This is a genomic window from Lysinibacillus sp. FSL M8-0216, from assembly GCF_038595555.1.
Taxonomy (GTDB): Bacteria; Bacillota; Bacilli; order Bacillales_A; family Planococcaceae; genus Lysinibacillus; species Lysinibacillus fusiformis.
Window position 1 is genome coordinate 663,003 of the sequence record NZ_CP152007.1, and the last position, 25,617, is coordinate 688,619.

A 25,617-nucleotide genomic window follows, 5' to 3' on the forward strand; every position below is an offset into this window, starting at 1 on the left:
GACAGCATTCCACAAGGAAGTGGGATGAAAAAAAACATTCAGGGAGGAATTCCACATGAGAATTCAACATAACATTTCAGCTTTAAACACACACCGTAACTTAGGCTTCAACAACGCACAATCTGCAAAAAACCTTGAGAAATTATCTTCTGGTTACAAAATCAACCGTGCTGGCGATGACGCTGCTGGTTTAGCAATCTCAGAAAAAATGCGTGGACAAATCCGTGGTCTTGACATGGCAACTAAAAATGCTCAAGATTCAGTATCTTTAATCCAAACAGCTGAGGGTGCACTTAACGAAACACACGCAATCCTACAACGTATGCGTGAATTAGCAGTACAATCTTCAAACGATACAAACGTATCTGGTGACCGTAAAGCGCTTCAGTTAGAAATCGATTCTTTAGCAAAAGAAATTACTCGTATTTCAACTGATACAGAGTTCAATACACAAAAATTATTGAACGGTAAATTTGGATCTGCAATTACTAATGCTGGATCTGCTACTGTAGCTGGCGGTAAAGTGTTCCATATCGGTGCAAACTCAGGTCAAAGCATTAACTTAAGTATTGGTAATATGGGTGCTACAGCTTTAGGTGTAAATGCACTTACTGCTTCTGCAGCAGAATTAAATGGTACTGCAAGTAAGGGAGCAGGTATCAACATCACAACTCAAAAAAGTGCTGATAACTCAATCTCAATTATTGATAAAGCATTAACAAAAGTATCTGAAACTCGTGCATCTCTAGGTGCAGTACAAAACCGTTTAGAGCACACAATTAATAACTTAGGGACAACTTCTGAAAACTTATCTGCTGCAGAATCACGTATCCGTGACACTGACATGGCAAAAGAGATGATGAACTTCACGAAGAACAACATCTTAACACAAGCTGCGCAATCTATGCTTGCACAAGCTAACCAACAACCACAAGGCGTTCTTCAATTATTACAATAATAATTGGTACCTTTAACCTGTTTCTCTTTTGAGAAACAGGTTTTTTTTTAGAAAATCTTCAAAATAACATAATGATTATTGATTATTTTCAATTAAAGTCGATATATAAATAGAGGTGTACTTATGAAAAACCAATATATTATTGAAACAATTGAAACAAAAACAGGGGATATTACGCTAAAAGTTAATGATTATTTTTTACATAGTAAATATAATCCTAAGATAGAAGCACAAAAATTTGCAGAAAATCACTATGAACCACATCATGTACACATTTTATTTGGCTATGGATTAGGTTATATTGTAGACAGTTTAAAAGAAAAATTAAAATTTAATGAACCGTTAATTGTCATTGACCCTTTATTTGACGATTCATTACTTAAGGTACAAGATAGACATAAAGAAACTGAATTTGAACAGTTTTTATATAATAGTAATTCGATTAAGAATTTAGAATATATAGTGGATTCTATTAAAGAGTTAGCATTTCAAAGAACATTTAAAATTATTTCTTCACCAAATTACGATAAAATATTCCCAGATATGTATTTGCAAATTCTGAAACAAGTAAAAGATATACAGCAAAAAAGCATTGTAAATGAGAATACGATTAATAGAGATTCGGAAATGTGGCAAAAAAATCTTAGTGAAAATCTTCTCTCTATATTTGAAGATAGAAACTTAGATAAATTATATCAAGTGTATTCTTGCCCTGTAGTTATTGCCTCAGGAGGACCTTCTCTTACAAAGCAATTACCATTACTAAAAGAAATCCAAAATAATGTTGTTATTATTGCGGCAGGGTCAACAATAAATTCTTTGGTGGAGTATTGTATAGAACCTGACTATGTAGTATCTATAGATGGGAAGGAAGTGAATTATAATCAATTCAAAGATCTGCATTTAAGAAAAGCAAAACTCATGTATTCAATTTTTAATCAGCCTAAAATCAGAAGTGAATTTAATAACGAGGCATTCGCTTTTACTGCTCAATCAGATCATACTGTTAATCAATATTTAACTAATAAATTAAATATTAATCTTCCAAGGATTATTGGAGGGGGGAGCGTCGCTCATTTCGCCTTTACACTTGCTCAATATATTACTAGTGGACCTATAGCCTTAATCGGTCAAGATTTAGCTTATACGAATAACCAAACACATGCTGCAAATAACAAGCAAGCTGAGAGTATTGAAGAAAGCTGGAAGACTAGTAATAATATGTTTACAGTAGAAGGTTTTGATGGCGAGGATATTTGGACAAGCACGATGCTCTATTCTATGAAATTAACATTTGAGCAATTAATTAAAGAAGCACCGCCTAAAAATATTTTTTATAATTGTACAGAAGGTGGAGTACGTCTAAATGGGTTTGAACAAAAAATCTTTAATGAGTTTTGTACAGAGTATATTCAAGAAGAAATTCCAAATAAAAATTTGGGACTTGTGAATAAAGCCTATAAAGTTTCTCAAGATGAATGGGGAAATTTGAAGGGAATACTTGAAGAGGAATTAAAAGATTACGCTCGGATTATCAAGCATTTATCGAAAGGCTTAAGTGTATTAGAAGGTAATAAGTCTCGTACAGTTTTTAGTGAAAAAGCGTTGAAAATACTTAATAAAATAGATAAAGAAATTACTGTTCTGTATCCAAAAGTACAAATGAATTTTATCGTGGCGCCTATCACTTTAGAAGTGTTAAAGGGTTTTTTAGAGAAAGAGAATGAAACACCTACTGAAATGTATACTAGAGTATATAATCAAACAAAGACTCTCTATTCTAAACTTTTAGAAGCTGCAAGAAAGTCAAAAACATTTACCGAACATGTAATCGAACGAATTAACAACGAAAAAATCAAAAAAGGTGAGGAATAATAATGACAGAAATTTTAATGGATACGATTCAAAGTTTTAACGAGTATTTACCGAGAGTGGCCTTAGGAAGTCGAGAAATAGCTGAGAGTTTAAGAAGTGACCAGATAGCTAGTGCATTGAAAATGATTTTGGATTTCTCAGAGGGTGTAACATGGCTAGTAGAGGCTAGTGAACTTTTAAAACTAAATGATATAACTGTAGATATAAAAATTGAAAAAGTACAGGAGTTTTTACAGGAAATCAATGCAGGTCTTGAAATGCAGGATTATGTATTAGTAGCGGATATGTTTGAGTATGAAATTGCCCCTTTCTTCGTAGAAGTGGAGTTAATAGAGGCACAAAAAAATTAATGAACTGGCTTGTAGAACATGCGAAAGATGGCGTATATACGGCTCAATTGAACGATATTTATCTTTATAGCAAGTATAGACCCAAGCAAGATGTAGAGAAATTTATTGAAAAAGAATTAATAAGACAGTCTAAGCAATATATTTTATTCGGACTAGGCCTTGGTTATCATGCCGAGGTTCTTCTAAATTGTAGTCCAACATCTACTATTTATGTTGTATTAGCAGATAAATATGAATTGGAGATGTGTAGAATGTATGGCTCTGCTCATATTTTAGACAATAAGAGAATTCGTATTGTTAGCAATAACGTCAATTTAACGAGTATTAATTTGGAAGAAACAAAGCTTGTTATTCCATTGCAGTGGCTAAAGGCAATCGGCCCCAATCACCCACTATTTGGGTCCTTAGAGAATATTAAGATAAGACAAATGTCTTTTCAAAATGTTAGTGAGATTATGCATGATAATTTTTTAGCTAATTTAACTAATTCACATCTTTTAATGAAAGAATTTATTGGGTTTGCTCAAAATGAAAAAGCTGTATTAGTATCAGCGGGACCATCTTTAAATGAAACTGTTAAATCATTGAAACGAATAAGAAATTTTTGCTTTGTTTTAGCTGTAGGGTCGGCATTAAAGTCATTATTGAAAGAAGATATCGTGCCAGATGGCATCATCATTACAGACCCCACACATTTAGTACAAGAGCAATTAGAGCATGCAGAATACAATGGTTTACTATTTTATATGGCTACGGCAAATCATGGAATGACGAAAATTCACAAAGGGAAAAAAGCGATTCTATTTCAAGAGGGTTATCCTTCGTCTGAAGAATTTGCAACAGCCAACGCTGTCCCTTTATTAGAAACGGGTGGCTCAGTCGCAACTACAGGTTTGTCCCTTTTAGAATTTATGGGATTTAAAACAGTCTATTTATTTGGTCAAGATCTAGGCTTTAAAAGTAATAAAACCCATGCGAATTTATCAACTTCTTCTAGCACATTTGAAACAGATATAAAATTTCAAACAGTCCGTTCAAACAGCGGAGACTATATTAATACATACAGTAATTTTAATATTTTTCGCCGTTGGTTTGAGCAAAAAGCTGCAAGCTCTTCGATGCAAATATTCAATACGGCATGGGACGGTGCTAAGATAAAAGGTATACCTTATCTAAGTGTTGATGAGCTGGAAAAGAAATTGACAGATGTTGCAACTATTGATTACAAAAAGATTTTAGAGGATATCGTATCCAGCAAATAATTTGAAAAGGTGTTATAGAAATGACTAAAAAAATCTTAGTAACGGGCGCTGACGGATTTATTGGCTCCCACTTAACAGAAGAACTTGTAAGACAAGGTCACGATGTGCGTGCATTTGTCTACTATAACTCATTCAATTCATGGGGATGGTTAGACCAATCTACAAAAGAGATTAAAGATTCCTTGGATATTTTCTCTGGAGATATTCGTGACCCATTTGGAGTAAAGGAAGCGATGAAGGGTTGTACACATGTACTGCACTTAGCATCACTTATTGCAATTCCTTATTCATATCATTCTCCGGCTACTTATATTGATACAAATGTGAATGGTACACTTAATATTGTACAAGCTGCGTATGAATTAGGCGTGGAAAAGGTTGTCCATACGTCGACAAGTGAGGTATATGGTACAGCTCAATATGTCCCAATTGATGAGAATCACCCATTGCAAGGGCAGTCACCTTATTCGGCCTCTAAAATTGGCGCAGACCAAATGGCGTTATCATTTTATCGTTCATTCAATACACCGGTTGCAATTATTCGCCCGTTTAATACATACGGTCCACGTCAATCAGCGCGGGCGGTTATTCCGACAATTATTAGCCAATTAGCAAGTGGCCAAACTACAATTAAACTAGGTGCGATTAGTCCAACACGTGATTTCAATTATGTACAAGATACAGTGGGAGGTTTTGTTTCTGTCATGAACTCTGAAAAATCATTAGGTGAAGTCATTAATGTTGGTTCAAATTATGAAGTGTCAATTGGTGAAACGGCTGAAATGATTGCAGAAATTATGGGTGTAAACTTAACAATTGAAACCGATGAACAGCGCTTACGTCCAGAAAAAAGTGAAGTCAATCGTCTATGGGCGGAAAATAAAAAAGCAAAAGAATTAACTGGTTGGCAACCTCATTATGGCGGTAAAGATGGTTTCCGTCGGGGCTTAGAAGAAACAATTGAATGGTTCTCTAATCCAAAGAATTTAGATCAATATAAGGCAGATGTTTATAATATATGAATACACAATGGTTAGAGTTTACAAAACAGATTAAAGCACATTATCAAAAGGATTTTGTGCCATTGCACGAACCAACTTTTACTGGTAACGAGCTGGAGTATGTAACGGATTGTATTCAAACAGGATGGGTATCCTCTGTCGGTGCTTATGTTACCCGTTTTGAAGAAGATTTAGCACAATTTGCAGGGGTAAGGCGTGCTGTTGCCGTAATGAATGGGACCGCTGCATTACATATTGCGTTGAAGGTTGCAGGAGTACAAGCAAATGAAGAAGTGTTTATGCCGGCTCTAACATTTGTTGCGACAGCCAATGCAGTTTCGTATATTGGTGCTGTGCCCCATTTTGTAGATGTATCTGAAAAAACATTGGGCCTTGATCCGCAAAAGTTAGAAGCACATATTTTAGTCATTGGTGAAGTGAAAAATGGTCAACTGATCAATAAAGAAACAGGCCGTGTCATACGTGCAGTCGTTCCGATGCATACTTTTGGACATGCTGTTGAACTAGAAGAATTACAATTGATTTGCGAAAAGTATCACTTAGTATTAGTAGAAGATGCTGCAGAATCATTAGGGACTTACTATAAAGGGAAGCATACAGGTGGCTTTGGTAAGGTGAGTGCGATTAGCTTTAATGGCAATAAAATCATCACTACAGGTGGCGGTGGAGCAATTTTAACCGATGACGAAGAGTTAGCAAACTATGCTAAGCATATTACAACAACAGCGAAAATACCTCATCGTTGGGAATATGAACATGATGTAGTTGCATTTAACTACCGTTTGCCCAATATAAACGCAGCATTAGGGTGCGCTCAACTAGAAAAAATGCCAGAATTTATAAAAAGAAAACGTGCATTGACAGCTTTTTATGAAGAACTAGTTGGATCATTAGAAGGTGTTACGCTTTTCAAAGAACCAGTGAATACTTCCAGCAACTATTGGCTACAAACATTAATTTTAGATGATACATTAGAGCGAGATGAAGTTTTGACGTTTTTAAATGATAACGGTGTAATGAGTCGTCCAATTTGGACGCCGATGCACAATTTAAAACCGTTTAGAGAATGTCCAAGAGCAAATTTATCTACAATCGAAAGATTAAATAAGAAAATTATAAACATTCCGAGCACACCAATAAAAGAGGGATAACTATTGAAACGAAAAATATGTGTTGTTACAGGGACACGTGCTGAATACGGATTACTTTCGAATTTAATGCATGCTATTAAACTGTCAGCTGATTTTGAGCTACAGCTAGTTGTGACAGGCATGCATTTATCCTCTGAATTTGGATTAACATATAAACAAATTGAAGCGGATGGTTTTGTCATAGATGCAAAAGTAGAAATGTTATTGTCATCTGATACAGCAACTGGCGTTGCAAAATCAATGGGATTGGCGACAATTGGATTCTCTGATGCTTTTGATAAAATTAAACCAGATTTACTTTTAATCTTAGGTGATCGCTTTGAAATGTTAGCTGCAGCACAGACTGCACTTGTGATGCAAATTCCGATTGCACATATCCATGGGGGAGAATGTACCTTTGGCGCTTATGATGATGCTATCCGTCATTCAATTACGAAAATGGCTACATGGCATTTTACGAGTACAGAATCACATCGCAATAGAGTTATTCAGCTAGGTGAAGAACCTACATGTGTATGGAATGTGGGAGCAATTGGAATTGAAAATATATTAAGGCTGCCATTACTCACAAAGGAAAAGTTGTATACAGACCTTCAACTAAATATAGATCAACCAATGTTTTTAATAACATACCATCCAGAAACGAATCTCCAAACAGATGGAATTTATGCATTATTAGAAGCTTTGCATAATTACACCAGTGTCAATTTAGTGTTTACAAAAGCAAATGCGGATAATGGTGGACGGAAAATTAATAAAGCTATCGAAGAATTTGTTTTGCAACATGAAAATGCAAAAGTATTTGATTCACTAGGCCAGTTAAGATACTTAAGTACAGTGAAATATGCAGATGTGGTATTGGGGAATTCTTCTAGTGGTTTGATTGAAGTACCATATCTACACACGCCTACTGTAAATTGTGGGGATAGACAGGCAGGACGTCAAAAACCTAGCTCGATATTCGATTGTACTTTAGAGCCATTAACAATTGAAAAAGCGATTAAGGAAGCTTTAATGTACAAAGGTCCATATGATCAAATTTTTGGAAATGGACAAGTCTCTGAGAAAATAATGAGGCAATTACAACAAATCACATCATTCGCTAGACAAAAGGAGTTTTACGATTTATGAGCCAATCAACATATATAATAGCCGAAGCAGGAGTTAATCATAACGGCTCCTTTGAAATGGCGAAAAGATTAATAAGAGTTGCAAAAGAGTCGGGAGCAGATGCTGTCAAATTCCAAACGTTTCGTGCGAAGAATTTAGTGACAAAAGAAGCAAGGCAAGCGGATTATCAAGTAGAGAATTTAGGTGAAGCATCATCTCAATATGAAATGCTGAAAAAGCTTGAATTGACTTTTGACGAATTTACATCACTGAAAAACTATTGTGATGAGATAGGGATTGAATTTTTATCTACGCCATTTGACAATGATAGCGTGGATTTTTTAATTGATCAATTACAAATGCAAACGGTTAAAATTCCTTCTGGTGAGTTGACTAATTCTCCGTTTATCCATTATATTGCGACAAAGCAAAAGAAAATGATCATTTCAACTGGTATGGCTACCATTAGTGAAATTCATGAAGCCTTGTCTTTTGTTGCCTATGGTTTAGCGAGACCCTGTTCTGATGTTTCAATTGATAGTGTACATTCATTTTATAAAACAAATGAGGCAAAGGAGATTTTGCAAAGATTCGTAACTGTCCTTCATTGTACAACGGAATATCCAGCACCTTTTGAAACAATCAATTTAAAAGCTATGAGACAATTGTCTGAAGAGCTAGGATTACCAATAGGTTTTTCCGATCATTCACAAGGAATTACAATTCCAATTGCCGCGATTAGTATGGGAGCAACTGTTATAGAGAAACATTTTACATTAGAGCGAGAATTACCTGGACCAGATCATATAGCGTCATTAGAGCCAGGAGAACTTACGGCAATGGTAGAAGGTATACGTCAGGTTGAGCGTGCTTTAGGTAATGGTTTAAAACAACCGACAATAAATGAAATGAAAAATCGAGTAGCAGCAAGAAAGAGTATAGTGGCAAGTATAGATATCAAACAAGGTGAAATGTTAAATATGTCTAATATAGCTATTAAAAGGCCTGGTAATGGCATATCTCCAGCAAAGTATTGGTCTCTACTAGGTGAAAAAGCAACTAAATTCTATCAAAAGGATGAATTGATTGATGAATAAGCCGATAATAATATTAGGAAATGGCGGACATGCTTCAGTTTTGACGGAGATATTATTATTTCAAAATAGGGGAATTCTAGGTTATACAGCGCCAGAAGAACAAACAAATATGTATGGCTTAGAGTATCTAGGGACAGATGCTATATTTGAGAAATACAGCCCATTAAAAGTGGAACTTGTTTTAGGATTAGGAACTGTAGGTAATTCAAATGTTCGTCAAAGCCTGTTTAAGAAACTAAAAAGTCAAGGATATACATTTGTAATATGTGCTCACCCTAGGGCAATAATATCTAGTACAGCAACATTAGAGGAAGGTACTCAAATAATGGCTGGTGCAATTGTACAGCCATATGCACAAATTGGGCAAAATACAATTATTAATACAGGCGCAATTATTGAACATGATTGTGTGATAGGATCTCATGTACATATAGCACCGGGCGTAACTTTATCAGGAAGTGTTCATATAGGTGATTGTTCTCATATTGGTACGAATAGTTCTGTAATACAAGGTATTAGCATTGGAAAAAACTCTCTTATTGGTGCAGGTGCTGTTGTTATTTCGAATATAGGTACAAATAAAAAAGCTTTAGGGATACCTGCAAAGGAAGTGTAATAATAGATGAAAAATTGGAGAAAAATCTTAGTCAATGAAAATACCACACTTTTTGAAACAATGAAAGTCATAGACGACTCGTCTATGCAATTCGCAGCAGTTGTTGATGAAGCAAATAATTTACTTGGTACGGTAACCGATGGAGATATTCGTAGGGGTATTTTAAGAGGCGAAGGACTAGATGTACCAATTAATAAGGTCATGAATCCTTCTCCTATAAGTGCATGTGTTGAAAATACATATAGTGATTGTTTAAACCTACTAAAAAAGTATAAATTAAAACAACTTCCGATTACTGATATGGAAAATAGGATTATTGACGTTATTTTTGCTGATGAGGATCAAACACCTAAAAAATTTGAAAATACTGTGGTTTTAATGGCGGGTGGACTTGGTACACGCTTACGTCCATTAACAGAGAATATTCCTAAACCAATGCTAAACGTAGGAAGTAAACCGATTTTAGAAACAATTATAGAAGGTTTTAAGCAATATGGCTTCACCAACTTTATAATATCTGTGAACTATAAAAAAGAAATTATTCAAGACTATTTTCAGGATGGATCAGCTTTTGGTGTGTCAATATCTTATATAGAGGAAGATAAGAGAATGGGAACTGCGGGTGCTTTGTCTTTGTTGAAGGAAAAGCCTACCGGCCCTATTTTTGTAATGAACGGTGATTTACTAACACAGGTCAATTTTGAACAGCTTTTGTACTTTCATGAGGATACAGATGCAGTGGCAACAATGTGTGTACGAGAATATGAATATCAAGTTCCATATGGCGTAATTGAAACGGAAGGTCAGCAGTTAGTTTCGATTAAAGAAAAGCCTATACAACGTAGTTTTGTTAATGCAGGAATATATGTACTTAGCCCGAATGTATTGGATTATATCCCAAAGGGGGAATTTTATGATATGCCCGATTTGTTTAACAAATTGATGAGTGTGACTTATAATGTTTCAGTATTCCCAGTACGTGAATCTTGGTTAGATATTGGTAGAATAGAGGATTACAACAAGGCTAATACGGAGTATTTGGAGGAAATCGAGTGATTAATGGCAAAAAAGTAATAGCTCTAATCCCAGCTAGAGGTGGAAGTAAGTCAATCCCCAAAAAAAATATTGCTAATTTAGGTGGTAAACCATTAATAGCATGGTCAATAGAGGCTGCATTAAAAGTTACTGAAATTGATAAAGTACTAGTCTCAACGGATTCTGAAGATATTGCGAATGTTTCTAAATTATATGGTGCAGAAGTTAGTATCCGTGATAAAGAACTCGCAAAAGACGATTCTTTAGTTATTGATACTATTAAAGAAGTTTTGAAAGAACAAAAAGAAGAAGGTTTTACATATTTGGTACTTCTTGAACCAACTGCTCCTCTTAGAGGTGTGATGGATATAAGAGAATGTTTAACACTTATATCTAGTGATGAATATGATTCAGTTGCTACTTTTAAAGAGGCTGAACTTAACCCTCACAGAGCATGGAAGATAGATAATCAAATGCCAACTGTTTTTATAGAAGGTGCAAATCCATGGCTACCGAGACAAAAGCTCCCGAAAGCTTATCAATTAAATGGTGCTGTTTATGTTGTCAAAACTTCTATGATTGAAGATGTTAATACTAATAGTGTATGTTGTGGCCGTGTTGGTGCCGTAGTAATGCCAAGAGAAAGATCTGTAGATATAGATAATAAAATTGATTTACTATTAGCGGAGGCTGTATTAAATGAGGGAAGATAAAATCTTAATAACAGGAGTCACAAGTGGAGTAGGGCAGTCATTGATGATGCATCTCTCAAAAAGAATGAAAGTAATAGCACTAGCCCGCAATATAGAAAATTTAGTAAATATCGAGAATGTGCAAGCATATCAAATAGATTTAAGTAATCTAGAGAAGGTCTCAGAATTATTAAACCAAATAGTAAAGGAAGAAGGATATATACCATATTTGATTAATAATGCTGGTGTAATGCCAAACGTTAGTATGGATGTGATTGATTTTGAACGTACAAATGAAGCTTTTGTAATTAATGCATTTTCACCAACACTTATTATGCAGAAATTACTTCCAAAAATGAAAGAGAATAATTTTGGAAGAATAATAAATCTTACTTCAGGTGCACCATTAAATTGTAGTGAAAACTATGGGTTATATAGTGCCTCGAAAGCAGCTCTTAATGCAATGACAATTACTACTGCAAAGGAAAATGCTAATAGTAATATTAAAATAAATTTAATGAGCCCGGGACCTTGTAAAACAAAAATGGCTCCTAACGGACCTCTCGACCCCTCTGTTTGCCATGCTACTGTAGAATACTTATTAAACTTAAATATAGATGGTCCTACAGGTAAATTTTTCTGGCTAGGGCATGAAATACCACTATCCCCTGACTTAAGTTGGGTGAACTGGGGAGAAGGTACTGTAAAAGGAGAAGGGAACAAGGTATTATGAAAAAAATAGGCATTTTAGGAGTATCAGAAGGCAACGGTCATCCATACTCGTTTAGTGCAATAATAAATGGATATGATGATGAGAATTTTAAAAAAGCAAAATGGGATGTTATCTATAATTATATTCGTAAGAGAGATATATCTGAGATAGGGTTTGCCAATACTAAAGTTACCCATGTTTGGACTCAAAGCATTGAAATAAGTGAAATATTAGCAAAAGCTTGCAAAATAGAAAATATTGTAGAATCTTATCAAGACATGATTTGTGAAGTAGATGCAATAATTATTGCTAGGGATGATTATGAAAATCATTATGAAATGGCAAAACCTTTTCTAGAGGCTGGTTTGAAAGTATTTGTTGATAAACCTTTAACATTAGATATACAAGAATTATTATGGTTTAAGCCATATATAGAAAAAGGTCAATTAATGTCAATGTCGGGTATGAGATATGCTATAGAATTAGATGGAGTTCGAGCTGATTTGGATCAGTATGGACAGTTGAAGTTTATTCAAAGTAATGTGATTAATGGTTGGGAAAAATACGGCATACACCTTTTAGATGCTATTTTAGGTATAGTAAAAGAGCGTCCAATGAGTATTGAATATGTTAGTGGTTCTTACATGATAAACTTTGAATCTGGCTTAGTATGGACTATCAATGTTTTGGGGGATGTAACTAAAACTTTCAATATAAATATTTGGGGAGAAAAGCAGAGAGAAACATTTGAAATTAATGATAATTTCTCTATGTTTAGAAGAACGCTTTGGAGATTTGAACAATTAGTTTTAAACGGACGAATGATGTACGATGCAAAGGACTCTATTTTTACATTATGTTTATTGATTGCTGGAAGAACATCAAAAAAAGAACAACGCAAAGTTTTTTTGAATGAATTTTCAGATATATTAAAATGAAAAAGGTATGGTAGAAAGTTGAAATATTTAGAGAAATTTAGTTTAAATAATAAAGTCGCTATAGTTACAGGTGGAGCAGGTATTTTAGGACAAAACTTTTGTGCATCTTTAGCAGATGCAGGTGCAAAAGTAGCCGTTGTTGATATTAATATAGAAGAGGCAACTAAAATTGCAGAGCAAATAATAGCCACTTATAACACAACTGCAAAAGCATTTTATTGTGATTTAACATCTGAAGAATCTGTGAAACAAATGGTTCAAGCTGTTGTTGAAGAATTTGGTGAAATAAATATTCTACATAATAATGCTGCGGGCAAATCTAGTGATTTAACAGCATTTTTTGCACCATTTGAAGATTATGATTTAAATCAATGGAAAGAAATTATGAGTACAAATTTAGATAGTATGTTTCTTGTCGCTAAATATGTCGGAAAAGTTATGAAGGAACAAGGTAAGGGCGGGTCTATTATCCAAACATCATCTATTTATGGTGTAATGGGGCCAGATAATCGCATCTATGAAGGTTCGTATTATTTGGATCGTCAGATTAATACCCCTGCTATTTATTCAGCTTCTAAAGCTGGCGTAGTAGGTCTTACGAAATATTTGTCTACTTACTGGGCGAAGGATGGTATTAGAGTAAATACCATTACTCCAGGTGGTGTTGAAAGTGGTCAAAATGATACATTCAAACAGAGCTATAGCAATCGTATTCCATTAGGTAGAATGGCACAACCAGAGGAAATGGTTGGTGCATTGATATATTTAGCTTCAGATGCAGCCAGTTACGTAACAGGTCAAAATATCATTATAGATGGTGGATTGAGTGCTTGGTAAGTACTATTTACAGTTAAGATACTTGTTGTCATGAGAGGTTGACAACAAGTATCTTTTTTGTATATAATTCCCGTCTGGTTTTAAGTATATTAATTTTAATAATATGAAAAACAACCGATATATAATACATAGTATAGGTCGATAGATATCATACATAAATAGAAGTTATTATAGAATTGAGGAAATAAATCCATGAATATAATAGAAAATAAAACAATATTGGTAACAGGTGGCACAGGGTCTTTTGGGAAAAATTTTGTCAAACAGGCCTTAAAACTGAGTGTGAAGAAAATAATAATATTTAGTCGAGATGAATTAAAGCAGTACGAAATGAAACAACAATTCCATGATGATGATCGTATTCGCTTTTTTATTGGAGATGTTCGTGATAAAGAACGTCTAGATCGTGCGTTTGATGGTGTAGATATTGTTGTGCATGCCGCTGCGATGAAGCATGTAGATGCATGTGAATATAATCCGTTTGAGGCGATAAAAACCAATATTCATGGAGCGCAGAATATTATCGAAGCCGCCATTGATTGTGGTGTTGAAAAAGTGATTGCCTTAAGTACAGACAAAGCGTGTAGTCCGGTTAACTTATACGGAGCAACAAAGCTGGCATCTGATAAATTATTTGTCGCAGCTAACTCTTATGTGGGTTCGAAAAAAACAGGCTTTTCTGTCGTACGTTATGGCAATGTTGCTGGTAGTCGTGGAAGTGTGGTCCCATTCTTTAAAAAAATAAGCGTAACTGGAACGGTACCAGTAACTGATGAGCGTATGACTCGTTTTTGGATTACTTTAGATCAAGGCGTTCAGTTTGTGATCGATAGTCTAGAGCGTATGCATGGTGGCGAAATTTTTGTGCCAAAAATTCCAAGTATGAAGGTAATGGATTTAGCTAAAGCGATTGCACCTGAATGTGAAGTTGAAATTGTCGGTATTCGTCCTGGGGAAAAGTTGCATGAGGCAATGATTATGGAGGATGATGCCCGACATACTGTAGAGTTTGATGACCATTATGTCATTCAACCAGAGTTTCCTTGGTGGTCTAAAAAATTTGCTGAGGGTGGCAAGACATTGCCAGAAGGATTTTCATATACGAGTGATAAAAATACAGAATGGCTATCTATTGAACAACTGGAAAAGCTGTCGGAGGATTTATAATGATTGCAGTAGTAGGGGGAGCAGGGTATATAGGCTCACATACAGTGAAATATTTAATACAACAGGGTAAAGATGTAGTTGTGTTTGATAATTTAAGCACGGGTCATAAAGAGCTTATCCCTGCAAATGTTCCATTGGTAGAAGGTGATTTAGCGAACAAGGAGGATTTACAAAGCTTATTTAATCAATATCCTTCAATCGATACAGTTGTTCATTTTGCCGCTTTTGCGTATGTCGGTGAATCTGTTGAAAAACCAGCTAAGTATTATCAAAATAATGTTGTCAATACGATTCATTTATTGGATATGATGTTGCTCTATGAAGTGAAAAACATTGTGTTTTCCTCTACTTGTGCAACTTATGGGAATCCTATAGAGTGGCCAATAACGGAGACGCATCCGCAAAATCCAATTAATCCATACGGCCGTACAAAATTAATGATGGAACATATTATAGAAGATTATTCACGGGCATATGGTTTCAAATTTGTGGCACTTAGATACTTTAATGCAGCAGGTGCCGATAGTGAATGTGAGATTGGTGAATGGCATGAGCCGGAGTCGCACTTAATTCCACTTGTTTTAGAAGTGGCAATTGGAAAAAGGCCATCTATCTCGATATTCGGTGGAGATTTCAACACAATAGATGGTACCTGTATTCGTGATTATATTCATGTAACCGACTTGGCAGATGCACATTGCAAAGCGATTGAATATTTAAAGAAGCATGGTGAAAATCTTACACTAAATTTAGGTAATGGCTTGGGCTATTCGGTGCTAGAAATTATTCGAATGATTGAAACGGTTACTGAATGTAGCATTCCGACGGTTATTACAGAGCGTCGTTCAGGAGATCCAGCTAAGCTTATTGGCTCAGCGGTTAAAGCTAGAGAATTACTAGGTTGGCAACCACAATATGACTTAGAAAAAATAATTGAAACGGCATGGCAGTGGCATGTGAAAAAATTTGGAGGTATAAAATGAAACGTATACTAGTGACAGGTGGAGTAGGTTTCTTAGGCTCGCATTTAATTGACAGACTAGTAGAACAAGGTCACAAGGTTGTATGTATGGATAATTTACAAACAGGTGCACTGGCTAATATTAGCCATGTACTAGATAAAATTCAGTTTGTTCAGCATGATGTTATAGAGCCTTTCCCTGAATTGGGACAGTTTGATGAGATCTATAATTTAGCTTGTCCTGCTAGTCCTATACATTATCAGGCAGATCCTGTTCATACATTTAAAACAAGTGTAGTAGGTGCTCTGAATATACTAGAGCTTGCTCGTAAAACAGGTGCAAAGGTATTTCAGGCATCTACCTCTGAAGTTTATGGAGATCCTTTAGTACATCCACAACCCGAGCATTATTGTGGAAATGTCAATCCGATTGGTATCCGTAGTTGCTATGACGAGGGAAAGCGCGGTGCGGAGACATTATTTTTTGATTATGCACGTATGTATGATATTGAAATTAAAGTGGCTCGCATTTTTAATACATATGGTCCGAGAATGGATGCTAAAGACGGACGTGTCGTTAGTAATTTTATCGTTCAGTCATTACTGAAGAAGCCTTTAACTGTATACGGTCATGGGAAACAAACACGCTCTTTCTGCTATGTAGACGATTTGATTGAAGGTTTTTTACGATTAATGGCAACCACAAAAGAAGTTACAGGTCCTGTAAACTTGGGCAATCCAAATGAATTTACAATGCTTGAACTAGCAGAAAAAGTTGTGAAGTGGACAGGAAATAATACACCTTTACAATTTAAAGAACTTCCACAAGATGATCCTAAACAACGACAACCGGTCATTGATGAAGCATATCGTGTCCTAGGATGGGAGCCGCAAATCATGTTAGATGAAGGACTTCAGAAAACAATCGCTTATTTTGCGAATAAAGTGCAGGAGAGATGAATGATGCAAAAAGTACGTAAGGCAGTAATCCCAGCAGCTGGCTTGGGAACAAGATTCCTGCCTGCAACAAAAGCTCAACCAAAGGAAATGTTACCCATTGTAGACAAGCCTACGATTCAATATATTGTAGAAGAAGCAGTGGCAGCGGGCATTGAGGATATTATTATTATTAGCGGACGCAACAAACGTTCAATTGAAGACCATTTCGATACGAATTATGAATTAGAACATACATTGGAAATGAAAGGGAAGCTAGATGATCTTAGAGAAATCGAAGCAATCTCAAATCTAGCAAACATACATTATATACGGCAAAAAGAAGCGAAGGGCCTTGGAGATGCGATTTATTGCGCACATCGCTTTATAGGAGATGAGCCATTTGCTGTCTTATTAGGCGATATTATTTTGCAAGCACAAACACCTGCGTTAAAACAATTAATCGATACATATGACCGTGAAAAGGTTTCCGTTATTGGTGTTCAACAAGTCCCGATGGAAAGTGTCCATCAATATGGTGTCATTGATCCTGCTACAGATATACAAGAGGGTAAGGCAATGGAAGTAAAGGGCTTTATTGAAAAGCCTTCGAAAGAGGATGCTCCCTCAAACTACGCGATTATGGGGCGCTATGTATTAACACCTTCTATTTTTGAAAAATTGAATGAAACTAAACCTGGTGCAGGTGGGGAAATCCAGTTAACAGATGCGATTCAATTGTTAAACGAAGAAGAACGAGTAGTTGCACAAGATGTTGTAGGTCAATTATATGATATCGGTAGTAAAATTGGCTTTGTCCAAGCGACGATAGATTTTGCATTGCAACGTGAGGATTTAAAAGATGATGTACAAGCTTATATCAATACGAAAGCAGGGTTAACAAAGTGAACGTAGGCATTATTGGAACGGGATATGTCGGCTTAGTAACAGGGGCCATGTTATCAGAAATTGGGCATGTTGTTACATGTTTAGATGTTAATGAAGAAAAGATTAATACCCTTAAAAAAGGGCAATCACCAATTTATGAACCTGGATTAGATGAAATACTAGCACGTAATATTGCTGCAAATCGATTATGTTTCACAACAAATGCTCAAGAAGCATTTGCATATGCAGATATTATCTTTATAGCTGTCGGTACACCTCAAGGAGAAGATGGGGCAGCGGATTTGTCTTATATCGAACAAGCAGCTAAAGATATTGCGATCAATGTAGATCATAATGTGATTGTTGTTGTGAAAAGTACGGTTCCTGTGGGTACGAATGATAAAGTTGAAAGGATTATTCTTGAGAATATGCCACCGGGTTTACAAGTTCATGTAGTATCTAATCCGGAGTTTTTACGAGAAGGACATGCAATTAATGATACATTTTATGGAGATCGTATTGTGATAGGGGCAGAAAATTCAATTGCTAGAGATAAGGTAGAAAGTCTGTTCAAGTCACTAAATATACCAATCATGCATACGAATCGTCGTAGTGCGGAAATGATTAAATACGCCTCAAATGCATTTTTAGCAGTGAAGATTAGTTACATCAATCAAGTTTCTAATTTATGTGAAGCTCTAGGAGCAGATGTGAATGCAGTGGCAGATGGTATGGGCATGGATCGCCGAATAGGACGCGCGTTTTTGAATGCTGGATTGGGCTATGGTGGATCATGTTTCCCAAAAGATACTGAAGCATTAGCATACTTGGGACGTGAAAATGATGTGAAATTAAGTATTGTAGAATCAGCTATACAAGCGAATGATGAGCAAAGGCATATCTTTGTTGGAAAAGTAATCGATCATTTTAAAGGCGATGTTATAGGGAAGAAAATTGCGATATTAGGATTAACATTCAAGCCAGATACAGACGATATGCGTGAAGCGCCATCAATCATGATTATTAAAGAATTAGTTTCAAGAGGTGCTGAAATTTCGGCGTATGATCCAATTGTAAAAAAATCCCCCTATTTGGAGGGAACAGAGCTAACATATGCTTCTACTAAGGAAGAGTGTGTGTCAGGATCAGATGCAATCTTGTTAGTTACGGAATGGCAAGAGTTTATCGGGGCAGATTGGGCTACACTAATATCTTATTCTAATAATGCGACTATCTTTGATGGAAGACATATACTTAAGTTTTAATAGTTACTGGAGGTGGATGGGGTGAGCAAACTTCAAGTTGAAGTACTGGATAGTAAGATAGGAGTGCCCGCTTTACAAGTAGAGATAGATGATAAAAAAATGATGCTCCATAGTAAATATAATCCTGTACAAGAAGCTGAGCGTTTTATCGATTCTCTTAAAGAAGAGATAGAAGAATCAGAGCATATCTTATTTTATGGTGTGGGGTTAGGTTATCATATACGATACTTTTGTCAGCAGTTCCCTGAAAAACTTGTATCGGCATATGAACCAGTTGCTGAAATTGCTAACTTGTGTTTAAAGCTACAGTCTAAAACTGCATTTCCAAAAGAAAAGTTAGCATATTTCTTAGTAGAAGATAAAAAGGATTCATTGCAAGAGAATTTACAACAATTAAGAGAGTTAGTACATCAAAAATTTACAATAATTACTTTACCAGTGTATGAAAGACTATTTCCAAAACAAATTGAGTACTTTAATCAATCCTTTAAACAATTTCTTATTATGACAGGCAATGATATTGCAACGGTCATGGAGTTTTCAAAGAGATGGACGATTAATACAATAAAAAACTTGCAATATGTAGTAGAGAGTCAAAGTATATTTGAAAAAAAAGTGTTTTTTAAAGGGAAACCAGTAATAATTGTTAGTGCAGGACCGTCTTTAAATGATGAGCTTGCAAACCTGAAATATATAAAAGAAAATGGGCTCGCTTACATTATTGCAGTAGGATCTGCAACTAAAGTGCTGATTAATAATAATATTTATCCAGATGCGGTATGTACGTATGATCCACAGCAACATAACTGTAAATTATTTGAAGAAATATATAGTAACGGTATTAAAAATATCCCGATGATTTATGCAACGACTGTTGGGCATGAAACACTGGATCAATACTTTGGACCTTTGTTTAGCTTTATTACAACGCAGGACAATTTGACACAACATTTACTTGAGAAACAACAGAAATCAGTTATCTATGATGCGCCATCAATTGCTGTCATCACTTTACAGCTACTTAACGCTTTAGAGGTAAGTAAAATTATTTTAGTCGGGCAAAATTTCGCCTTTAAACAAGATAAATTTTATGCTGATGGTATTGATCGATTTGACAAAGAAAAACAGGGTTACTCAGATAACACAGTTCAGCATCAAGATAAGGCAACAATAATTGAAGTTGAAGATGTACATAATAGAAAAGTAAGTACAAATGCACATTTTCAACAAATGAAAGCAGACATGGAAATAGTACTTCAATTTACTAAAGTGCCTACAATAAATACAACCCAGGGCGGTGCGAAAATTAAAGGCACGAATTTTAAAAGTTTAAGAGCAGTTATTGAAGAGGAATTGGACCAGAAAGTCGTATATGAACAATGGTATCAAAACGATGCGAAAAAACAAAAACTAAATGGAAAAGTTCTTAAACAATTAGAAAAAGAATGCTCAATATATATGAATTTATTCGGTGAAATAGAAAGAATGTTGAAACAATTAGATGAGAATTCAAATGTAATCTCATCCGAACAGCCAATCGATATTTTACAAAGATTTGAGAAACTTTTAATTGAAATGCAAACTACTTTACTATCTAAACTAATTCTTAATCCAATTCTTAAAATGGACAATGAAAAATTGATAGCTAAATTAAGAGTAAGTAATAAGAAAAAAAGCATAGGGGAACGTATAAAAACTTTACTAAAGCATTACCAAATATATTTAGATACAATTTTAACCACTTATAAAAAAGTAATACCGATTTTACAAACAAACGTATTCTTGAAAATGAATCTAGATCAAAAATTGAAATTTTATGAATCGACATGTGGTGCTTTTCACTATGAAGGAAATTGGAAAAAAAAATGGCTCACATTATTTGAGAAAGAAAATGATGAATTTTATGCAGTAGGTATTGAAACGAAGGAGAGGGCGGCTTCCTTTGAATTTAAACTTAGAGGGACAAGTTTCCAAATCATTGCATCAAATCATTCGAAAAGTCCTTTGAAAATAAAGGTTACTATTGATAATAATGAAAAGGTTGTCCTGGTTTATGAGCGGTATGATGAAGAGAGGTTTGGCTCATTTCAAAATCAAATTATATTCGCAGCATCTGAACTGACAAATAATGTACATGAAGTAAAAGTGGAAGTTCTTTCTGAAGATATTAATTTAAATTTTATCGGAATTAATTTGGATGCAGGTGGACGTGTCTATCATATTCATGAGGTAGATAGAGTTGAAGATTTAAATATAGGAAAGCGGATTAGATGTCATTACGAAGCGGAAAAATTTCAGGTAGGGAAGTTTAGGGGGGTAGGAAAAGAAACTGGACATTTTTTATCAATCGTACCAATAGCATATCCTAAAGGTGATTTTTATTTTATTTGTGTAGATGACAACAAGCTTATTGCGGATCGCAATATTCAAAATGAAATTTCATGGATATCTTTGAAACATGCTGAAATTGCAACTAGCACTGGACTATTTATATCAAATAAAATATCTATAACATTACCTACTGGAGGTAGATTCTTAGGTGATATTAAAAATGATTGGTATCAATACATTGAAAACTACTCAATGAAAAATACTAATATTAAAAATGAAGAAGAGTACTGGAATTGTATACCTGGTAAAACAAGTTGGTGTTTAGATAATAGTATTGATGATAACAATTTAGTTGTAATTCGAGGAAGTTACATAACAGGCAAGGGAGAATGGCGCGGTGAGAATGGGCATTATTGGAAAGGAAGTTTGGCGACAAATTTCTCTATCTCAAATGGATTTAGACCTGCGGCCAAATTTTAATATATGATCCGATGTATGTGTAACTAGTTTTCTAATTACTCGAAATTCAGCAAACATATGAAAAGAATAAGACAAATGCTGAAAATACAATACATCATTTACACATTGTTAACTCATTTCAAAATAAATTTTACTAATTGATGTTTTAGCTTTTAATAAACATCTATTAGTAGGTATTATTTCACTGAAGGAAATATGCATTCTTATCAAAATGAGCTATAAAATTCCACTGATTATATCTCATGAAAAATCAATATTTTATATAATGTGCTAACGTGGATATTCAATACAGTATTATAGCCATTAATTTAAATGAAAATTAAAGTTTCTTAAAAATTATTAATTGTAACAAGATTATTTTTTGTAATTACGATCTACACCAAAATCGACTTTAACAACCTAATTCACTCTATGAGGAGGCTATCCATAGGAGCGGCATGAGCTTTTTCGCTGCGAGGGTATCCAGATTTCCATTTTGCAGCAGGAGTCACCGCCTTCCTTTCAATAAGATCTTATGCATTTAGGTGGTTTTTTAAAGTCAACTATAATTTATATTAAAAAGTAGAATTAAGGTGGAATTATGGATAATTATATAGACAGAAAAATCATTTTTTGGGGAACAGGTTTGCTGGCGAAAAATATATATATAAATGCAAAAGTAAATGATTATAATTTTGATATTGAATTTTTTATTGATTCTAATGTAAAAAAAGAAAATGAAATGTTATACGGAAAACAAATATTAGGCCCAGAAGTTATAGGGAAAATAAACTTTCAAGAATATTTAATAGTTATTTGTAGTTCTTTTTACGAAGAAATTGAGGTGGAATTAATAAAATTCCAATTAATGGAAGGTCGAGATTTTGTTAAGTCTGATGTTTTCAAAGATGCACTTTCTTATAGGGAAGTGAGAAGAAAGCTTGAAAGTTTAAATGCGAAAATTAAGATAATTATTGGTGCAAATGATACATATCAACCAAATTGGATATCTACAAATCAGGCATTTCTTGATTTATTAAAAGAAGAAGATTGGAAGAGACTATTTAAATATAATTCAGTGTCAAATTTCGTAGCAGAACATGTTTGGGAGCATTTAAATTATGCTGAAGGGGTCGATGCTGCTATTAGGTGTAAAAAGTACATGGAAGTTGGCGGTAGATTAAGAATAGCAGTACCAGATAAAAACCATCCTAGTGAGTATTATTGTGAGTTATGCAAAGAAAAAGGTATGGGAAACATTTATGGAGATCAACATAAAATATTTTATGATTATAAATTGATAAAAAAAATGTTGAGGGATGCAGGATTTAGAGTTATCAATTTAGTAGAGTATTTTGATGAGAATGGTAATTTTCATACTTTATCATATAACTATGAAGACGGATTTATAAAAAGAAACAAAAATGACCCTAGAAATTGGGACGGACAGCTTAGATATACATCTTTAATAGTTGATGCTGTTAAGTAATTATCCAAACCTCAGGTGATATATTAATTAAGCATGTATAAAATACCTAGTTATATGGTGTTAAGAATATGAAAAACACTTTTTTATGGAGGAATTTAATATGAATCTGGCAATATACGGAGCAGGTTTATCAGGCTATTATGCAAAGAAATTATTAGAATTACAGGGTCATAAAATTGAATTCTTTATAGATGAAAAACCTCAAGAAGCTTTTAAAGAAAATGCAAATTTGCCTATTGTCTTAAAAAAGGACATCCAATTGAATGTTAAAAATAAAATAGATTGTATTTGTGTGGCTCTAGGAAACAAACAAGTAGCATTTGAAGTTAAAAAGGGCTTAGCGGAAATATTTAATGGGGATATTATTACAGTGCATGAAGAGCCTTATAAAGAGCTCTTCGAACAATTGAAGCTATTTAGAGAGAATGAATATTTGAAACAAGTGGGATATTATCATAGTTTAGTAATTAATGCATCAGTTGATTATGAAGGAAATCCTATACCATGGATTAGTTATCCCCTATTTTTCTTTATAAAAGAAAGAATTCAAAGTGATTTCAAGGTATTTGAATGGGGTTCAGGAAATAGTACTTTGTGGTGGGAAAAGCATGTAAATAAAGTTATTGCAGTAGAGAATGATAAAGTTTGGTTTCATAAAGTGAAGAATGCTTTTACAAAAGAACAAACTGAGATTTTATTTATACAATTAGAATATGGAGGAGCTTATTCTAAGTCTATTAGGAAATATAATGATATTGATATTGCAATTGTTGATGGACGAGATAGAGTGAACTGTGCTATTAATGCAGTAGAGTCGCTATCTAAGACAGGTATAATAATCTGGGATGATACTGAACGTGAATACTATAAAGAGGGTTTTGATTATTTAAAGTCTAAGGAATTTAAATGTATAACTTTTGCAGGGATTAAAGGTATGGAAGATAGACCATCTTATAGCAGTATTTTTTATAGAAAAGATAATTGTTTGAATATTTAAGTGAATTTAAAGCTATTTTTATTATTTATTCAACATTATTGTAGATAGTTATAATTGAAACAAATAGTTTTAGTAAGTGTATTGAGTTTAATAATATTAATATGAGGAGAAATAAGTATGGAGATAATTACAAGTGTAGACGACAAGTATGCAATGCATCTGGGAGCCATGATTGTTTCAATGTTCGAGAATACCAAGTTTCCTGAAAAAATCAGTATAAATATATTGAATTCAAATTTATCCTTGGAAAATAAAAGGTATTTTTCCAAGAGTATCGAAAAATATGGTGGTAAAATTAAATTTATTGAAATTGATTCTAAAAGATTTGAAGAATTTCATGAAAGGAATTATATAAGTAGAACTGCATATTATAGAATTGCTATACCTGAATTATTTCCAAATGAGCAGAAAGTGATTTATTTAGACTGTGATATTATCTTAGAAGAAGATATTACAGAACTTAATAATATCGATATTTCTGATTATTATGTAGCAGCTACCTGTGATGAAAATGATTATTTATCTAAAGAAATAGGATTGGATGTTGGAGATTACTTTAATTCAGGCGTACTGATTATTAATATTGAAAAGTGGAGAGAATCAAAGTTAACAGAAAAAATAGTGAAATTCATTATTGACCCACTTAACAAAAAAAACACATGTGATCAAGACGCTTTAAATCACACCGTAAAAGGAAATTACCGTAACTTGGGGTATGAGTGGAACTATATATATGATAATCATAATAATTTAATAAGAAATAGGGATTTTAAACCGAAGTTAATACATTTTGCTGGAAATAAACCTTGGGGAATTTTTAGTAATCATCCCTATAAAAGTCGATATGAGGAGTATATTAAATTAAGTTTATGGAAGGATGATTATGAAGCATTAATGCGCGACTTTTTTAATAAAAAAATTGTGATTTTTGGTGCTTCATTGGGCGGTGAACGGTTATTTAAAAGATTACAAAGATTGAATATAGATATATTTTGTTTTTTAGACAATGATTCATCAAAATGGGGAAAGTTATTTAATGGTAAAGTCATTATTAGTCCAACAGAGTTAGGAAATATGGATAATTTAGTAATATGTATTGGTTCTTTAACTTATAAATTGGAAATTATAGCTCAATTAAAGCAATTAGGGTTTACTCTTCATCCATTTCAACCGGATTTTTTTATAAAGGGATGAAAAGTAAGTATTTCTTTAACAGAAAATATTTTGTTTTGAGGTACGCCAGGTAATAAGTTTTTAATAATGGTTTTCATCACTTAAAGATTATTCCTGCCCATATAATAGTGTTGCATAAATTCGAGTAATCTCTGGAAAGAATGTCCTTACATGAGGTAATTATTATTGTGAAAATCAAACTTTATACTAGTTAGAAAGTAAATAAAGCTCTGGCTAGACAATGTATAGATGTGTTAAAGGATGTTGACCCTGATATAAGGATATTTATGGTCATT

General features: G+C 34.0%; 23 protein-coding genes. All 23 read left to right on the plus strand.

Annotated elements, in window-relative coordinates:
* The first annotated feature begins 55 nt into the window (after nucleotides 1-55).
* The 23 genes from hag (at nucleotide 56) to MKX57_RS03175 (ending at nucleotide 25,342) form a co-directional block, all read left to right on the plus strand.
* On the plus strand, nucleotides 56-958 hold the full coding sequence (hag, locus tag MKX57_RS03065; RefSeq protein WP_342550742.1) for a flagellin Hag: 903 nt from the start codon (nucleotides 56-58) through the stop codon (nucleotides 956-958).
* A gap of 123 nt (nucleotides 959-1,081) precedes the next feature.
* Nucleotides 1,082-2,833, plus strand: coding sequence for a 6-hydroxymethylpterin diphosphokinase MptE-like protein (locus MKX57_RS03070; RefSeq protein WP_342550743.1), 1,752 nt, complete (start codon nucleotides 1,082-1,084; stop codon nucleotides 2,831-2,833).
* Between the two features lie 2 nt (nucleotides 2,834-2,835).
* Nucleotides 2,836-3,183, plus strand: coding sequence for a hypothetical protein (locus MKX57_RS03075; RefSeq protein WP_342550744.1), 348 nt, complete (start codon nucleotides 2,836-2,838; stop codon nucleotides 3,181-3,183).
* A complete protein-coding gene (locus MKX57_RS03080; protein ID WP_342550745.1) occupies nucleotides 3,183-4,445 on the plus strand; it encodes a 6-hydroxymethylpterin diphosphokinase MptE-like protein in 1,263 nt (420 codons plus the stop codon). The genes MKX57_RS03075 and MKX57_RS03080 overlap by 1 nt, the downstream gene beginning before the upstream one ends.
* A 20-nt stretch (nucleotides 4,446-4,465) precedes the next feature.
* Complete coding sequence (locus MKX57_RS03085) at nucleotides 4,466-5,467, plus strand: NAD-dependent 4,6-dehydratase LegB (protein WP_342550746.1); 1,002 nt, start codon at nucleotides 4,466-4,468, stop codon at nucleotides 5,465-5,467.
* On the plus strand, nucleotides 5,464-6,618 hold the full coding sequence (locus tag MKX57_RS03090; protein ID WP_342550747.1) for a LegC family aminotransferase: 1,155 nt from the start codon (nucleotides 5,464-5,466) through the stop codon (nucleotides 6,616-6,618). Before MKX57_RS03085 ends, MKX57_RS03090 begins: the two co-directional genes overlap by 4 nt.
* A gap of 3 nt (nucleotides 6,619-6,621) precedes the next feature.
* A complete protein-coding gene (gene neuC, locus MKX57_RS03095) occupies nucleotides 6,622-7,749 on the plus strand; it encodes a UDP-N-acetylglucosamine 2-epimerase (protein WP_342550748.1) in 1,128 nt (375 codons plus the stop codon).
* Nucleotides 7,746-8,825 (plus strand): N-acetylneuraminate synthase, encoded by a 1,080-nt coding sequence (gene neuB / locus MKX57_RS03100; protein WP_342550749.1) that lies wholly within the window; start codon nucleotides 7,746-7,748, stop codon nucleotides 8,823-8,825. Before neuC ends, neuB begins: the two co-directional genes overlap by 4 nt.
* Entirely contained in the window at nucleotides 8,818-9,441 is a 624-nt protein-coding gene (locus MKX57_RS03105) for an acetyltransferase (protein WP_342550750.1), read from the plus strand. The genes neuB and MKX57_RS03105 overlap by 8 nt, the downstream gene beginning before the upstream one ends.
* 6 nt (nucleotides 9,442-9,447) lie before the next feature.
* The gene (locus MKX57_RS03110; protein ID WP_342550751.1) at nucleotides 9,448-10,497 is read left to right on the plus strand and encodes a nucleotidyltransferase family protein; all 1,050 of its coding nucleotides are present in this window, start codon (nucleotides 9,448-9,450) and stop codon (nucleotides 10,495-10,497) included.
* Nucleotides 10,494-11,189, plus strand: coding sequence for an acylneuraminate cytidylyltransferase family protein (locus tag MKX57_RS03115; protein ID WP_342550752.1), 696 nt, complete (start codon nucleotides 10,494-10,496; stop codon nucleotides 11,187-11,189). The genes MKX57_RS03110 and MKX57_RS03115 overlap by 4 nt, the downstream gene beginning before the upstream one ends.
* Nucleotides 11,176-11,901 (plus strand): SDR family oxidoreductase, encoded by a 726-nt coding sequence (locus MKX57_RS03120; protein WP_342550753.1) that lies wholly within the window; start codon nucleotides 11,176-11,178, stop codon nucleotides 11,899-11,901. Before MKX57_RS03115 ends, MKX57_RS03120 begins: the two co-directional genes overlap by 14 nt.
* Nucleotides 11,898-12,818 (plus strand): Gfo/Idh/MocA family oxidoreductase, encoded by a 921-nt coding sequence (locus MKX57_RS03125; protein ID WP_342550754.1) that lies wholly within the window; start codon nucleotides 11,898-11,900, stop codon nucleotides 12,816-12,818. The genes MKX57_RS03120 and MKX57_RS03125 overlap by 4 nt, the downstream gene beginning before the upstream one ends.
* A gap of 18 nt (nucleotides 12,819-12,836) precedes the next feature.
* A complete protein-coding gene (locus tag MKX57_RS03130) occupies nucleotides 12,837-13,655 on the plus strand; it encodes an SDR family oxidoreductase (protein WP_342550755.1) in 819 nt (272 codons plus the stop codon).
* 192 nt (nucleotides 13,656-13,847) lie between these two features.
* A complete protein-coding gene (gene pseB / locus MKX57_RS03135) occupies nucleotides 13,848-14,822 on the plus strand; it encodes a UDP-N-acetylglucosamine 4,6-dehydratase (inverting) (RefSeq protein WP_342550756.1) in 975 nt (324 codons plus the stop codon).
* Nucleotides 14,822-15,805 (plus strand): UDP-glucose 4-epimerase GalE, encoded by a 984-nt coding sequence (gene galE, locus MKX57_RS03140; RefSeq protein ID WP_342550757.1) that lies wholly within the window; start codon nucleotides 14,822-14,824, stop codon nucleotides 15,803-15,805. The genes pseB and galE overlap by 1 nt, the downstream gene beginning before the upstream one ends.
* The gene (locus MKX57_RS03145) at nucleotides 15,802-16,743 is read left to right on the plus strand and encodes a UDP-glucuronic acid decarboxylase family protein (protein WP_342550758.1); all 942 of its coding nucleotides are present in this window, start codon (nucleotides 15,802-15,804) and stop codon (nucleotides 16,741-16,743) included. Before galE ends, MKX57_RS03145 begins: the two co-directional genes overlap by 4 nt.
* A 3-nt stretch (nucleotides 16,744-16,746) precedes the next feature.
* Entirely contained in the window at nucleotides 16,747-17,628 is an 882-nt protein-coding gene (gene galU, locus MKX57_RS03150; RefSeq protein WP_342551108.1) for a UTP--glucose-1-phosphate uridylyltransferase GalU, read from the plus strand.
* Entirely contained in the window at nucleotides 17,625-18,872 is a 1,248-nt protein-coding gene (locus tag MKX57_RS03155; RefSeq protein WP_342550759.1) for a UDP-glucose/GDP-mannose dehydrogenase family protein, read from the plus strand. The genes galU and MKX57_RS03155 overlap by 4 nt, the downstream gene beginning before the upstream one ends.
* Before the next feature lie 21 nt (nucleotides 18,873-18,893).
* The gene (locus MKX57_RS03160; RefSeq protein ID WP_342550760.1) at nucleotides 18,894-21,683 is read left to right on the plus strand and encodes a 6-hydroxymethylpterin diphosphokinase MptE-like protein; all 2,790 of its coding nucleotides are present in this window, start codon (nucleotides 18,894-18,896) and stop codon (nucleotides 21,681-21,683) included.
* A 580-nt stretch (nucleotides 21,684-22,263) separates the two neighbouring features.
* A complete protein-coding gene (locus MKX57_RS03165) occupies nucleotides 22,264-23,151 on the plus strand; it encodes a hypothetical protein (protein ID WP_342550761.1) in 888 nt (295 codons plus the stop codon).
* A gap of 100 nt (nucleotides 23,152-23,251) precedes the next feature.
* Nucleotides 23,252-24,148 (plus strand): hypothetical protein, encoded by an 897-nt coding sequence (locus MKX57_RS03170; RefSeq protein ID WP_342550762.1) that lies wholly within the window; start codon nucleotides 23,252-23,254, stop codon nucleotides 24,146-24,148.
* A gap of 117 nt (nucleotides 24,149-24,265) precedes the next feature.
* Nucleotides 24,266-25,342, plus strand: coding sequence for a glycosyltransferase family 8 protein (locus tag MKX57_RS03175; RefSeq protein WP_342550763.1), 1,077 nt, complete (start codon nucleotides 24,266-24,268; stop codon nucleotides 25,340-25,342).
* Nucleotides 25,343-25,617: the final 275 nt, after the last annotated feature.

What these genes read in the sequence shown, in the direction of transcription:
- hag (WP_342550742.1), top strand. Translation starts at nt 56, where the DNA reads ATGAGAATTCAACATAACATTTCAGCTTTAAACACACACCGTAACTTA.
- MKX57_RS03070 (WP_342550743.1), top strand. Translation starts at nt 1,082, where the DNA reads ATGAAAAACCAATATATTATTGAAACAATTGAAACAAAAACAGGGGAT.
- MKX57_RS03075 (WP_342550744.1), top strand. Translation starts at nt 2,836, where the DNA reads ATGACAGAAATTTTAATGGATACGATTCAAAGTTTTAACGAGTATTTA.
- MKX57_RS03080 (WP_342550745.1), top strand. Translation starts at nt 3,183, where the DNA reads ATGAACTGGCTTGTAGAACATGCGAAAGATGGCGTATATACGGCTCAA.
- MKX57_RS03085 (WP_342550746.1), top strand. Translation starts at nt 4,466, where the DNA reads ATGACTAAAAAAATCTTAGTAACGGGCGCTGACGGATTTATTGGCTCC.
- MKX57_RS03090 (WP_342550747.1), top strand. Translation starts at nt 5,464, where the DNA reads ATGAATACACAATGGTTAGAGTTTACAAAACAGATTAAAGCACATTAT.
- neuB (WP_342550749.1), top strand. Translation starts at nt 7,746, where the DNA reads ATGAGCCAATCAACATATATAATAGCCGAAGCAGGAGTTAATCATAAC.
- MKX57_RS03105 (WP_342550750.1), top strand. Translation starts at nt 8,818, where the DNA reads ATGAATAAGCCGATAATAATATTAGGAAATGGCGGACATGCTTCAGTT.
- MKX57_RS03110 (WP_342550751.1), top strand. Translation starts at nt 9,448, where the DNA reads ATGAAAAATTGGAGAAAAATCTTAGTCAATGAAAATACCACACTTTTT.
- MKX57_RS03120 (WP_342550753.1), top strand. Translation starts at nt 11,176, where the DNA reads ATGAGGGAAGATAAAATCTTAATAACAGGAGTCACAAGTGGAGTAGGG.
- MKX57_RS03125 (WP_342550754.1), top strand. Translation starts at nt 11,898, where the DNA reads ATGAAAAAAATAGGCATTTTAGGAGTATCAGAAGGCAACGGTCATCCA.
- pseB (WP_342550756.1), top strand. Translation starts at nt 13,848, where the DNA reads ATGAATATAATAGAAAATAAAACAATATTGGTAACAGGTGGCACAGGG.
- galE (WP_342550757.1), top strand. Translation starts at nt 14,822, where the DNA reads ATGATTGCAGTAGTAGGGGGAGCAGGGTATATAGGCTCACATACAGTG.
- MKX57_RS03145 (WP_342550758.1), top strand. Translation starts at nt 15,802, where the DNA reads ATGAAACGTATACTAGTGACAGGTGGAGTAGGTTTCTTAGGCTCGCAT.
- galU (WP_342551108.1), top strand. Translation starts at nt 16,747, where the DNA reads ATGCAAAAAGTACGTAAGGCAGTAATCCCAGCAGCTGGCTTGGGAACA.
- MKX57_RS03165 (WP_342550761.1), top strand. Translation starts at nt 22,264, where the DNA reads ATGGATAATTATATAGACAGAAAAATCATTTTTTGGGGAACAGGTTTG.
- MKX57_RS03170 (WP_342550762.1), top strand. Translation starts at nt 23,252, where the DNA reads ATGAATCTGGCAATATACGGAGCAGGTTTATCAGGCTATTATGCAAAG.
- MKX57_RS03175 (WP_342550763.1), top strand. Translation starts at nt 24,266, where the DNA reads ATGGAGATAATTACAAGTGTAGACGACAAGTATGCAATGCATCTGGGA.